Source organism: Paraburkholderia dipogonis (assembly GCF_042680985.1).
Classification (GTDB): Bacteria; Pseudomonadota; Gammaproteobacteria; order Burkholderiales; family Burkholderiaceae; genus Paraburkholderia; species Paraburkholderia phytofirmans.
Genome location: NZ_JBHUFR010000001.1, coordinates 114,326 through 126,135, shown reverse-complemented (window position 1 = coordinate 126,135; position 11,810 = coordinate 114,326). Strand labels below are relative to the sequence as shown.

Below are 11,810 nucleotides of genomic sequence, written 5' to 3'. Positions count from 1 at the left end.
AGGAAGGAGTGCAAAGATGACTCGTCGAGCGACCATTGCGCGTGTCAAGGCAAGTCTGCCCGAACTAGCCGCTAGCATTCCACTCGGCGACGCGGCGTTTAATATGCGCTGCACCGTGAGCAGTGAACAGACAAGCCCAATTCGACACTTCGGTTATACGTCGTTTCTCGACTCGCTCACCGGTTTGTATAACCGCGCTTATGTTGCCGAACGCGTTCAGCATTTGCTGAAATTGAAACCTGCGGCGCGCGTCGCCGTGCTTTTCATCAATCTCGATTGCTTCGGCAAAATCAACGACGTCGCCGGTTACGAGCTTGGTGATCGCGTCTTGCGCGGCATCGCGCGCCGGCTTGCCGGACTGATGAATCATGATGATCTGCTCGGGCGTATCTGTGGCGACGAGTTCGTTGTCGTCGTCGATAAACGCGGCGACGCGTCGGACATTGGCGAGTTCGCGCTGCAAATCCTCGATCTGTTCAGCACGCCACTGGAAATCGCGGGCCGTGAGTATCACCTCGGCGCATCGATCGGCATCGCCTGCTCCTCCGGCGACACTCGCGATGCGGACACGCTGATACGCAACGCCGGCTCGGCGATGCGTCGCGCGAAGGAGAGCGGCCGCGGCCGCGTGCAATTTTTCACGGAGGGCTTGCAAGACGAGTCGCAACGTCGTTTCAGGCTGGAGGAGTTGTTGCGCCACGCGCTCGCCGCCGGTGAATTGAGGCTGGTTTATCAGCCCATCATCGACAGCGCGTCGCACCAGACGGTGGGTGCCGAAGCGCTGCTGCGCTGGACCAGCAGCGAGTTGGGCGAAGTCGCACCAGCCGAGTTCATACCGGTTGCGGAAGAGGCTGGTCTGATGGCGAGCATCGGCGACTGGGTGCTGGAACAGGCCTGCGCCCAAGCCGCTCAATGGCGCACAAGCATTGCGCCGCGCCTGCCTGTCTCAGTCAACATTTCGCCGCTCCAGTTCAACGAGCGCCTCGTGCGGCAGGTTGCCGCGTGCCTCGAACGCAACGGACTCGACGCGTCAGCGCTGCAACTGGAGATTACGGAGCGCGTATTGATGCCGGATGACCCGACGGTTGCGGCGACGACGGCAGCATTGGCGAGTCTCGGCGTCACGCTCGCTCTCGACGACTTTGGCACGGGCTACGCGTCGCTGTCGTACCTCAAGCGCTTTGCTTTGCACAACCTGAAGATCGATCGCTCGTTCGTCGCGGGTTTGCCACGCGATAGCGATTCGATCGCGATCACTCGTGCGCTCGTGGCGATGGCTCACGCGTGCAGCATGACAGTCACGGCCGAAGGCGTGGAAACCCATGAACAGGCAACGGTTCTGCGTGAGATGCATTGCGACATGTTGCAGGGCTATCTGTTCGGCCGCCCGGCGAGCGCGGATAAATTTGCCGGCCCGCTGCTGAGCGCCAGTCGCGCGAATACACGGCGCGCTGCGCTGTAGAAAGCATTCGGCAACACAACAATTGAAATTGTCGGCGCGTCGCGACGTCTTTTGGGGGCGTCTTTGCGTTGCCTACATGATGTGAATCAGGAGAGAGACCATGTTCGATGCGGAAATCGCCGCTGCACTGCTAAACCGCTGGGCAAGTCAGGCGCCCAAGGAAGAGTGCCACGCGTACCTTGGCTTGCTGCGCGAAGGCAACCTGCACTTCACTCGCAAAGTCGGCTGCATGGGTACACACGGCATCCGCGATACGGGCGTGTGCTGCACCGAATCGCTTTTTTTCGGCGACGGTTCGCGGGCATTGCGAATCGGCGCGCCGGACAGTGATACAGGTTGGACCCGATGGGCGGCGCTGCAACCGCTTCAATGATACGGGCTGCAGAAGCGATGGCGGCCCGGCTGCGAACAAGCCTCCGCCGCAGGCGATTACTAACCACGAACCAACGTCGGATAGGCGGTCTTCCGATGTGATGGACAACAGTGCATGGATAAAACGAACAACACAATGCGGGCTGACGCGTGTGCACTCAACTGGACCAGCGCGCGATGCATGCCGGGGAAATTTTCAGCCACCGCCACACGTCGCGTCGCTATGGTCACAAGCCTATTTATCATGACATCGTGGACGATTGGCGATGCCTTCGCGACCGAAGGTGGCCTGGGCCGTCCTGTTGCCGGCATGAGTGTCCTTTCCGGAGCCGGCATCGTCGCACCTGAGCCCATCACTGCGGTGGGCATCGAACAGATCTATATCAACGGCTCGATTGGCGGCAGCCGTGAGATACCGATCGCCGGAAAGACATCGTTGGGGATCGATGCGCCGGTTGCCTTCACGCTGGCGTCACTGCTGCGTGTATGGGGCGGCGCCGGTGGCTGGGATTTCGCATCCGGCATTACCGTGCCCTATGTCTGGACTGAAGTGACCGGGTCGCTCGCGGTTGGAGGCGCCGGCGCTTCGACGAGCGACCGCGCGTCGAATCTATTCGACCTTTATTTCACGCCAATCATCGCCGGTTATCACTTTTCAAACACCGCGCATATTGCCGCCAGCTTCTCCTTTTGGGCGCCTACCGGTCACTACGATGCGAATGCATTGGCAAGTCCGAGTCTGAACAACTGGACGTTCGTGCCGCAGGTCGCCTATACGCAACTCGTACCCAAAAACGGCCTTGAGTTCAACGTTGTCGCGGGCCTGCAGTTCTACACGACCAATACTGCGACCGATTACCACAATGCACCTCTTTTCACGCTCGATATCATGGCGTTGAAAAAATTTGTGAACGGTCTCGGTGTAGGCATCGTGGCCGGAACCGTGCAACAACTCGGCAACGACTCAGGCCCTGCCGCCGAGCGTCTGCACGGTTTTCGCGGACACGACTTCGCACTGGGGCCCGTCATCACCTATGACACGAAGATCAACGGCAAGCATCCATTGTCGGCGAGCCTGCGTTGGGTTCCGACAGTGACCAGCACCAACCGCATCAGGAGCACGGCGAGCGTCATGGCAACAGGAATGCTCGCGTTCTGATGCGACGGAAGGTGGAAATCGGCAAGGAACTAACCAAGTGCGCGCAAACCTCGCATGTCGATAGAAATCGACGTGACGTATGGACTCCGACAGAACGCCTTTTACGCTCAGGTTAACGGCGCCTGGCGCCAACGACGTACGAACAGGGAGAAATCATGGAACTCAATATCGTCGAGCAAGTTGCATCGACGCTGCGACGCGCGGCCGAACACAGACGGCTGGTCCCCTACCAGCAGTTTCACACGCTCTTCGACCCGATGGATCCGCTCTCCAGCCGGTACGCCGCACTCGAGAAAGCCGTTGCTCTGCTGGCTGGGAAGAGCGGCGTCGATTACGGTGCGCTACTCAGTTTGGCTAATGGACTTGCGGGGAAGGAATTTTACTTGCGCTTCAGGCGCAACAGATTCGACGACTATCTGGCTGTCATGGGCAGTCAGATGCATGAACATTCGTTAAAGAAAAAGCGGTGTCTCGTTGAAGCAGAGCGCGCCCGCGTTTTCGATGATGCCAAGCTGCGGCAAGGTTCTGTAGAGAGGGGGACGGCACGACGAACCGCTGGGTTGCACCAGCAGGCAATAAGGGCGCAGCCTGAATCGCACCATAAAGCGTAATCCGCCAAATAGTCATTTCTCTAACCTGACGCAGGATCATCTATGAAGAACCGTCAACATCATCATTCGCACATGCTCCGCTCGGTCCTTCTGGCTTCAGCCTTCGCTAGTCCCGTGTTCTGCGCTCAGGCGCAGGACAGCCTGTCTGCAAGCGCGCCACAAGCGCTCGGCGCTGCTGCGCTCGTCGAAGCGACCGCGCGCGTCGTTCATATCGATACGCAAAACCATGCTGTCACCCTTCGGGGGCCGCGAGGAAATACCAACGTTGTCAAAGTCGACCCGGCGATCGGCGACGTGAGCAAACTCAAAGTCGGCGATGAGGTTCACATCGCCTATGAAGGCGAGTTGCTGTTGTCGGCGGACAAGGTGGATACCAAGGGTATTCGTGCGCGCGTCGAAGACCAGGCGACGAACCCTGCGTCGGGCGGTGTATCGGTGCAGTTGCGACGCGTCGAAATTATCGCCACGGTCCAGAATATCGATCGAAAGAAGCGGCAGGTGACGCTTCGCGGGCCTTCCCGCACGGTGACGTTACAGGCGTCGCCAGACGTGCAACTGGAAAAATTTAAAGTGGGTGACAGCATCCGCGCCGACTATGCATCCGCGAAGGCCGTGCAGATCACGCGGAACGGTCAGGACATTCAATAGCCGTGAGGCCGGTGCAACGCACACACCAGGCCCATCTTAGCGATCACGTACAAGGCCGGTGTTGTACTGCCGGTCAGGTCTCTCACACGCCCCACCATCATCGGCTCACCATGCCGCCGAACAGGATGATGCACGGCATCCCGAACTCCAGTTGTCCCCACAAATTGTTCGCAAGCCTGTGGACAACCTGCGCATAGCCCAGCCAAGTGTTTGATCCCACGGTCCTATTCCGTCCCGACGCAACCGCGGGCACCCTTGCTGCGGTGTGATAAAAAGTAGTTCCGCCGCCACTTACCGAGGCCGAACATGTCGTCCGTCATGGGCTTCAAAGTCGTCCTGCTGTCGCTCGTCGCGATCATCGGTCTCGAACTGCTCGCCAAGCGGCTGCGTCTGCCGCCAGCCGCCGCGCTGCTGGTCGGCGGCGCCGCGATGGCTTTCGTGCCCGGTCTGCCGCGTTTCAATCTCGATCCCGAACTGGTCCTGATCGTGTTCCTGCCGCCGCTCCTCATGGACGGCGCGTACTTCTCCGTGTGGGACGAGTTCAAGAGCAACCTAGGCGGCATCCTGCTGCTTGCGATCGGCGCCGTCGCGTTCACCACGCTCACGGTCGGGCTGGTCGTGCATTGGGTCGTGGCCGCGCTGCCATGGGGCGCGTGCTTCGCGTTGGGTGCGATCGTCTCGCCGCCCGACGCCGTCGCCGCGAAGGCGGTGCTCGAACGTGTCGCGCTGCCGCGCCGCCTGATGGTGCTGCTCGAAGGCGAGAGCCTCCTCAATGACGCAGCCGGACTCGTGCTGTTCCGCTTTGCAGTCGCGGCCGCACTGACCGGCACCTTCAGCGCGCAGCATGCGGCCGGACGCTTCGCCGTGCTCGCCTTGGGTGGCGTGGCAGTGGGCGTAGCGATCGGCTTCGTGGTCGTCAAGCTGCTGCATTATCTCCACGATGGGTACCTCATCATCACCGCAGCGACCCTGTCCGCGTGGATCAGCTACATCGCCGGCGACACGCTGGACGTGTCGGGCGTGATCGCGACCGTGAGCTGCGGGATGGTGCTCGGCTGGCATCAGCATGAAGTTTTTTCGGCGGCGGTCCGCATGCGCGGCACGGCCTTCTGGCAGGTCGTGATCTTCCTGATGGAAGCGCTCGTGTTCATTTTGATCGGACTGTCGCTGCGCGGTGTGATGGTGCGGCTAGGCGGCTTCGGCGACGCGTTGACCGCGTTCGGCCCGGCCGTCGGCGCAGTACTCGCGGTAGTCGTGCTGTCGCGCTTCGTGTGGGTCTTCGCGGTGGAATGGTTGAAGGCGCTGGTGTGCAAAGCGACAGGCCGCGCGGGCGGCACGCCCGACTGGCGCTCCGCGACTGTCACGAGTTGGGCCGGCATGCGTGGCGTGGTCACGCTGGCCATCGCGCTCTCCTTGCCGGAGACGATGCCGGGCCGCGATCTGATCCTGGTCGCGTCATTCGCCGTGATTCTGGTCACGGTGCTCGGTCAAGGCACGACGATCGGACCGCTGATTCGATGGATCAATCCGGACCACGCATCCGAGCGAAACGAACGGCATCTGACTGAGCCGCAGGCGTGGGCGCGGCTCGAAGCCGCGCAACTCGCCGCGATTCGGCCGCTCGTGCACGGACCGGATGGCAGCGTGATTCATCCACGCTTGCTGGAACAGTACAGCTATCGTGCGCGCATGACCAAGGCTCATCAGGACGAAGCCGCCTTCCCTGCGAAGGAACGCGCCGCACACTACGACGTGGTGCTGGCCGCCGTTTCGGCGGCACGGGTCGAGCTATTGCATCTGCATCGAACGGGCTTGCTTCACGATGAACTGCTGACCGTGCTCGAACACGATCTCGATCTGCAGGAAATCGCAGCGATGCATGGCAGAGGCTGAACCGAACGATCTCTACCGCGCGGCTTCCCTGCGTCGCAACGAATCAGGCAAGCCGTACAGCACGATCAGCGCGCACACCAGGCTCATCGTACCGATCACATACAAGGCCGGTGTCGTACTGCCGGTCAGGTCTCTCACGCGTCCCACCATGATCGGGCTCACAATGCCGCCAAGTTGCCCGAGCGTGTTGATCAGCGCGATCCCGCCCGCTGCGCCGGCGCCCGTGACGAGCTTAGGCGGCAGCGCCCAGAACGCCGGAATCGAAGCGACCACGCCCGCGCCCATCACAGCCAGCGCGACGACCAGCAACGCCGTCTGCTTGTCGAAGAAGCCCGCGGCAAAGAAACCGATCGCCGACATCACCAGCAAGCCGAACACGAACTTGCGCCGCTCGCCGCTCGCATCGGACAAACGCCCGACCACCACCATGCAGATAGCGCCGGCAATATAAGGCACCGCCGTCAGCAAACCGATCACCGTCGGATTGTTCGTCCCCGCCACGTGAATCAGATGCGGCGCCCAGAAGTTCAAACCGTACGACGCCACCTGAATCAGAAAATACACCAACCCCAGCGTGAGAAAGCCCGGTGTCCTGATGGCGCCCATCAACGAATGCCCGGTTTCCGGATGACGGCTTTGCTGCGCAATCTGCCCCGAAAGAAAAGACTTTTCCGCGGCCGACAGCCAACCTGCGTCCTCGATACGATCCTTCAGCACTTTCAGCACCAGATAGCCGAGCACGATGCACGGCAACCCACCGAGCAGAAACAGCCAGTGCCAACCCGGCATGCCAAGCACGCCGTTCATGTGTCCAATCACGAGTCCCGCAAGCGGCGCGCCGATCAGGCCGGAAAACGCGGACGCCAGAAACAGCATCGACGTGACACGTCCGCGATAGCTCGGCGGAAACCACAGCGTCAAGTAGTACAGCACGCCCGGTGCGAAGCCCGCTTCCATCGCGCCGATCACGAAACGCAACCCATAGAACTGCCATTCGTTGCTGACGAACACCATCGCGGCCGTCGCCAGTCCCCACGAGATCATGATCCGCGCAATCCAGCGCCGCGCGCCGACCTTGTACAGAAACAGATTGCTCGGGACCTCGAACAGCACGTAGCCGATCACGAACAGGCTCGCACCGAGACCATAAGCGGTGTCCGACAAGCCGAGGTCGCTTTGCAACTGAAACTTCGCGAAGCTGATGTTGATGCGGTCGAAGAATGCAAACAGATAGCAGATCATGATCAACGGCATCAACCGCCACGCTACTTTGCGGATGATGGCCGCGGCATCGTTCACGCTGTGCTCGCGGTTGCCGGTTGCGACTGCGCCCAGGTCACTCATGTTCGTCTCCAATGCCGGATTCGGCGAAGCCGTCCGGTCGTCTAATCGATTAGGGGTTATCAGATTTGTAGAACGTATTCAGGTACGGGATGCAGATCGGAATTACGGCCCGCCTTTGCCAGTTGTCCGGGCACGTCGTGGCCGAGCAGCGCGGGCAAGCCGCGCGACAGCGCGATCAGTTTTTTCAAATCGATTCCGGTGGGAATGCCCATTTCGTCGCACATGTTCACGAGGTCTTCCGTGCAGATGTTGCCGGACGCGCCCGGCGCGAACGGACATCCGCCAAGACCACCCAACGCGGCGTCGAAGCGGCGCGCGCCGGCTTCGTATGCCGCCAGCACATTCGCAAGGCCCAGCCCGCGCGTGTTGTGAAAGTGCAGCGTGAGCGCGGCGGCCGGCAGCCGCTCGAGCACGCGCGTGACGAGGCGCGTCACCTGGCGTGGGTTCGCCATGCCGGTCGTGTCGGCGAGCGTGATGCCCTCGATCCCCATCTCGCGATACGTATCGACAATGCCGATCACGCGGTCTTCGTCGATCTTGCCTTCGAACGGGCAGCCGAATGTGGTCGCCACCGATCCGTTCAACAGCACGCCCGAGCCCTTCACGTGCCGCACGATATCGCCGAACGCGACCAGCGACGACTCGCAGCTCATCCTCATGTTGGCGCGATTGTGGGTCTGACTCGCGGACATCACGAGGTTCAGTTCGTCGGCACGCGAAGCCAGCGCACGTTCGGCGCCCTTCAGGTTCGGAATCAACGCGACGTAGATCACGCCCGGCTGCCGCTCGATCTGCTGGAACACGGCCTCGCCGTCACGCAACGCAGGAATCGCTTTCGGCGAAACGAACGAGCCGCCCTCGATGCGGGTGAAGCCCGCAGTAGATAGCGCGTTGATCAGCGCGATCTTGTCCGCGGTTTCGACCCAGGTGGGTTCGATCTGCAAGCCATCGCGCGGCGCGACCTCCTGCACGATCAGTTTGTCGAATTGCGGGGTGTTCAAAACGCGATTCATTGCACGGCTCCTTCGCGGCGCAGCCGCTCGATATCGTCGTTGGCGAATCCGAGTTCGCTGAGCACGCTGCCGGTATGCTCGCCGAGCGTCGGCCCTTGCCAGCGCACTTCGCCCGGTGTGTCCGAGAGCTTCGGCACGATCCCCGGCATCTTCACCGACGCGCCGCCCGGCAGTTGCGCGTCCAACAACATGTCGCGTGCGAGGTAGTGCGGATCGGCGACGATATCGGCCACCGAAAAGATGCGCCCCGAGGGCACTTCAGCGCGTTCGAGCGCCGCTAACACGTCGTCGGTGGAGTGATGCGAGGTCCACTCGGTGATCGCCTGATCGAGCATCGCGCAGTGCTGAACGCGGCCGTCATTGCGCGCCAACGCTGGATCGTCGGCGAGATCGGGACGGCCGATCACCTGCATCAGGCGTTTGAAAATCGGATCGCTGTTGCCGGCGATCACGACGAAGCCTTCGTCTTCCGTGCGATACGTATTCGATGGCGCGATACCCGGCAGCGCGCCGCCGCTCCTCTCGCGCACATGGCCGAGCAGATCGTATTCCGGCACCAGGCTTTCCATCAGATTGAACACGCTCTCGACCAGCGAGACATCGACCACCTGGCCTTCGCCCTGTCCCGTCTTCACGCGCAGCAGCGACATCAGCGCGCCGATCACGCCATGCAGCGACGCGAGCGAATCGCCGAGACTCACGCCGACGCGCGCCGGCGCACCGTCCACATCACCGGTCGTGTAGCGGATGCCGCCCATCGCTTCGCCGATCGCGCCGAAGCCCGGCCGGTCGCGATACGGACCGCTCTGACCGTAGCCGGAAATGCGGACCATCGTCAGTTTCGGATTGATGGCGTGCAGCACGTCCCAGCCGAGGCCGAGCTTTTCGAGCGCGCCAGGGCGGAGGTTTTCGATCACGACATCGGCGTCGGCCGCGAGCCGTTTGACGATCTCGACACCGTCCGCCGACTTCAGATTCACGCAGATGGACTTCTTGTTGCGCGACTGCAGATACCACCAGAGCGAGGTGCCCTCATGCAGCTTGCGCCATTTGCGAAGGGGATCGCCGGTCTCGGGCGCTTCGATCTTGATGACGTCGGCGCCGAACTCGGCCATGAGGCGCGCGGCAAACGGCGCGGCGATGAGGGTTCCGATCTCGATGACGCGGATACCCTGAAGCGGTCCACCCATTGTGCTGTCTCCAAAGCGGGTTTCGAGTTGAGAGACAGCTTATGAGCGGCGCAGCCGTGGCGTCCAACCGCAATTCGCCAACGACCGTTCGCGAACGGCGAACGCTCTCCGTCAAGCGGCAGCGGGCGGGGCTTCCGAGGCTTCGATGGTGCGCAGATGGTCGAACAACAGGCGGCTCACCGGCGACAATGCTTCGACGTCGCGCACCACCAGCACGAGGCTGCGTTCCGACCAGTCGTCTTCGAGCGGCGTGCCGGCGAGACCGAGCGGCCGGCCCATCAGTTGATACACCTTCAGCGGCAACACGCCGACGCCCATGCCGGCCTGCACCATCCGGCAGACCGCATCGAAGCCGGGCACGTGAATACGCAGCCGCAGCGGCTTGCCCGCCTGACGCGCGGCGAGATGCGTGCGAGCATTGATCGAACTCGCGGCGTGCAGACCGACGTGATCGCCGTCCAGCGTTTCGACGAAGGCAACGCTTTTGCGCGAAGCCAGCGGATGATCGTCGCGCATCACGAGCACTAGCGAATCGTGCCGGTAGTGTTCAACGTGCAGGTCACGCGTGTCGGCATCGCCGGAACAGATGCCGACGTCGACGAGGCTGTCGTCGACGGCTTCGACCACGCCGCCGCTCGGCCGCTCTTCCAGATCGAGCTTGACGCGCTCATGCTGCAACTGGAACGCGCGCAAATCCTCCGGCAGGAACTCGACGATCGCCGAGAGGTTGGCCATCATGCGCACGTAGCCGCGCACGCCGCTCGCATGACCGGCCAGTTCAATGCCGATGTTCTCGATGTCGCGCATCACGCGGCGCGCGTGGTGCAGCAGCGTTTCGCCCGCCGGCGTGAGCGTCATGCCACGCGCGTTGCGCTGGAACAGCGTGGCGCCGACCGCCTGTTCGAGTTCGAGCAGACGCTTGCTTGCGGCGGAAACGGCGATCGCCTCGCGCTCGGCGGCACGCGTGAGCGTGCCTTCCTCGTAGACTGCGAGAAAGAGTTGCAGCGTGGTGAGGTCGAGCCTTCGGAGAAGGTTTTTGATTACCATGGCGGGGCGCCGCGTTGTTGTGCGATCCGCCTATTCTGACGCCAGATGCAAAATTGGTGTCGAGCCCTCGCGGATTCCGTCCCTCGTCAAAGGAAGTCTTCCGATGCCCACCGTCGCGATCGCGATCTTTTCCGGCGTGCAGGCGCTCGACGTCGCCGGTCCCGTCGACGTGTTTTCCGAAGCCAACCGCTTCATCGCACCCGCGGATGCCTACGAGGTGAAGTTGCTCAGCGCCGAAGCCGCACCGCTGCGCGCGTCCAACGGCATGATGCTGGTCGCCGACGCTACCTTCGACCAGGCACGCGGGCCATTCGATCTTGCGCTGGTCGCGGGCGGACCGGCGCTTCCGGACACCACGCCCGATGCGCCGCTGCTGGAGTGGCTGGCGAACGTCGCCACACAGTGCGGCCGCTACGGTTCGATCTGCACCGGCGCGTTCGCGCTCGGTCACGCGGGGTTGCTCGACGAGCGCAACGTGACGACGCATTGGCAGCACGCCGCGCAACTGGCGGCGCAATTTCCAAAGGCGCGCGTCGACTTCGACCGCATCTATCTGCGCGATGGGCAACTCGTCACATCGGCCGGCGTGACCGCGGGCATCGATCTGTCGCTCGCTTTAGTCGCCGAGGATCACGGTCCGCACACGGCGCTCGCCGTCGCCAAACGTCTGGTCGTATTCGCACAGCGGCAAGGCGGTCAGTCGCAATTCAGCCCCTACCTGACCGCGCCCGCCGACGACACCTCGCCAGTCGCCAAAGTCCAGGCGCACGTCATGGAACGGATTCGCGAGAGCTTTTCGGTGAAGCAACTCGCGGATGTCGCGGGCATGAGCGCCCGCAACTTCGCGCGCGTGTTCGTGCAGGAGACCGGCGTGACGCCGCATGAATTCGTCGAACGCGCCCGTGTGGATGCGGCACGCAAGCTGCTCGAAAGCAGTGGTGCGGCGCTCAAGGCGATTGCGTACGACTGCGGTTTTGGCACGGCGGACCGCATGCGCATTGTCTTCACCAAACGAATCGGTGCGACGCCGATGCAGTATCGCGAGCGCTTTCGCTCGGCTTGAAGTGAACC

At 62.4% G+C, this 11,810-nt stretch carries 12 protein-coding genes; 7 read left to right on the top strand and 5 right to left on the bottom strand.

The features are described 5' to 3' along the window. Positions 1-103: 103 nt before the first annotated feature. The 5 genes from ACFSNN_RS00495 (at position 104) to ACFSNN_RS00475 (ending at position 4,252) form a co-directional block, all read left to right on the top strand. Positions 104-1,462, top strand: a complete 1,359-nt coding sequence (locus tag ACFSNN_RS00495) for a putative bifunctional diguanylate cyclase/phosphodiesterase (RefSeq protein WP_341868453.1) — start codon at positions 104-106, stop codon at positions 1,460-1,462. A 100-nt stretch (positions 1,463-1,562) separates the two neighbouring features. Then, the gene (locus ACFSNN_RS00490) at positions 1,563-1,835 is read left to right on the top strand and encodes a hypothetical protein (protein ID WP_134461599.1); all 273 of its coding nucleotides are present in this window, start codon (positions 1,563-1,565) and stop codon (positions 1,833-1,835) included. A 222-nt stretch (positions 1,836-2,057) separates the two neighbouring features. Next, complete coding sequence (locus tag ACFSNN_RS00485) at positions 2,058-2,993, top strand: SphA family protein (protein ID WP_244323047.1); 936 nt, start codon at positions 2,058-2,060, stop codon at positions 2,991-2,993. A gap of 155 nt (positions 2,994-3,148) precedes the next feature. Then, positions 3,149-3,604: a hypothetical protein gene (locus tag ACFSNN_RS00480; RefSeq protein WP_134461596.1), complete on the top strand. Its 456-nt coding sequence runs from the start codon at positions 3,149-3,151 to the stop codon at positions 3,602-3,604. A gap of 42 nt (positions 3,605-3,646) precedes the next feature. Further along, complete coding sequence (locus ACFSNN_RS00475) at positions 3,647-4,252, top strand: hypothetical protein (RefSeq protein WP_134461593.1); 606 nt, start codon at positions 3,647-3,649, stop codon at positions 4,250-4,252. A gap of 97 nt (positions 4,253-4,349) precedes the next feature. On the opposite strand, the gene ACFSNN_RS00470 is transcribed toward ACFSNN_RS00475, so the two are convergent. Further along, positions 4,350-4,472 carry a hypothetical protein gene (locus ACFSNN_RS00470; protein ID WP_279631164.1) on the bottom strand — a complete coding sequence of 41 codons (123 nt, stop codon included), beginning with the start codon at positions 4,470-4,472 and terminating at the stop codon, positions 4,350-4,352. 86 nt (positions 4,473-4,558) lie between these two features. On the opposite strand from ACFSNN_RS00470, the gene ACFSNN_RS00465 reads away from it, so the two are divergent. After that, on the top strand, positions 4,559-6,145 hold the full coding sequence (locus ACFSNN_RS00465) for a Na+/H+ antiporter (protein ID WP_134461590.1): 1,587 nt from the start codon (positions 4,559-4,561) through the stop codon (positions 6,143-6,145). A 12-nt stretch (positions 6,146-6,157) separates the two neighbouring features. Here the strand turns inward: ACFSNN_RS00465 and ACFSNN_RS00460 are convergent, their stop codons facing one another. The 4 genes from ACFSNN_RS00460 to ACFSNN_RS00445 all read right to left on the bottom strand — a co-directional run bounded on the left by ACFSNN_RS00460 (position 6,158) and on the right by ACFSNN_RS00445 (position 10,739). After that, positions 6,158-7,489, bottom strand: coding sequence for an MFS transporter (locus ACFSNN_RS00460; protein WP_134461587.1), 1,332 nt, complete (start codon positions 7,487-7,489; stop codon positions 6,158-6,160). A gap of 59 nt (positions 7,490-7,548) precedes the next feature. Beyond that, the gene (locus ACFSNN_RS00455; RefSeq protein ID WP_134461584.1) at positions 7,549-8,502 is read right to left on the bottom strand and encodes a hydroxymethylglutaryl-CoA lyase; all 954 of its coding nucleotides are present in this window, start codon (positions 8,500-8,502) and stop codon (positions 7,549-7,551) included. Further along, on the bottom strand, positions 8,499-9,692 hold the full coding sequence (locus tag ACFSNN_RS00450; protein ID WP_134461581.1) for a CaiB/BaiF CoA transferase family protein: 1,194 nt from the start codon (positions 9,690-9,692) through the stop codon (positions 8,499-8,501). The genes ACFSNN_RS00455 and ACFSNN_RS00450 overlap by 4 nt, the downstream gene beginning before the upstream one ends. A gap of 111 nt (positions 9,693-9,803) precedes the next feature. Then, positions 9,804-10,739, bottom strand: coding sequence for a LysR family transcriptional regulator (locus ACFSNN_RS00445; RefSeq protein WP_134461578.1), 936 nt, complete (start codon positions 10,737-10,739; stop codon positions 9,804-9,806). A 103-nt stretch (positions 10,740-10,842) separates the two neighbouring features. On the opposite strand from ACFSNN_RS00445, the gene ACFSNN_RS00440 reads away from it, so the two are divergent. Further along, positions 10,843-11,802, top strand: a complete 960-nt coding sequence (locus tag ACFSNN_RS00440) for a GlxA family transcriptional regulator (RefSeq protein ID WP_134461575.1) — start codon at positions 10,843-10,845, stop codon at positions 11,800-11,802. Positions 11,803-11,810 lie beyond the last annotated feature (8 nt).

Coding starts and splice junctions, on each gene's coding strand:
- ACFSNN_RS00495 (WP_341868453.1), top strand. CDS start 104: ATGCGCTGCACCGTGAGCAGTGAACAGACAAGCCCAATTCGACACTTC.
- ACFSNN_RS00445 (WP_134461578.1), bottom strand. CDS start 10,739: ATGGTAATCAAAAACCTTCTCCGAAGGCTCGACCTCACCACGCTGCAA.
- ACFSNN_RS00455 (WP_134461584.1), bottom strand. CDS start 8,502: ATGAATCGCGTTTTGAACACCCCGCAATTCGACAAACTGATCGTGCAG.
- ACFSNN_RS00440 (WP_134461575.1), top strand. CDS start 10,843: ATGCCCACCGTCGCGATCGCGATCTTTTCCGGCGTGCAGGCGCTCGAC.
- ACFSNN_RS00480 (WP_134461596.1), top strand. CDS start 3,149: ATGGAACTCAATATCGTCGAGCAAGTTGCATCGACGCTGCGACGCGCG.
- ACFSNN_RS00475 (WP_134461593.1), top strand. CDS start 3,647: ATGAAGAACCGTCAACATCATCATTCGCACATGCTCCGCTCGGTCCTT.
- ACFSNN_RS00485 (WP_244323047.1), top strand. CDS start 2,058: ATGGTCACAAGCCTATTTATCATGACATCGTGGACGATTGGCGATGCC.
- ACFSNN_RS00465 (WP_134461590.1), top strand. CDS start 4,559: ATGTCGTCCGTCATGGGCTTCAAAGTCGTCCTGCTGTCGCTCGTCGCG.
- ACFSNN_RS00490 (WP_134461599.1), top strand. CDS start 1,563: ATGTTCGATGCGGAAATCGCCGCTGCACTGCTAAACCGCTGGGCAAGT.
- ACFSNN_RS00460 (WP_134461587.1), bottom strand. CDS start 7,489: ATGAGTGACCTGGGCGCAGTCGCAACCGGCAACCGCGAGCACAGCGTG.
- ACFSNN_RS00450 (WP_134461581.1), bottom strand. CDS start 9,692: ATGGGTGGACCGCTTCAGGGTATCCGCGTCATCGAGATCGGAACCCTC.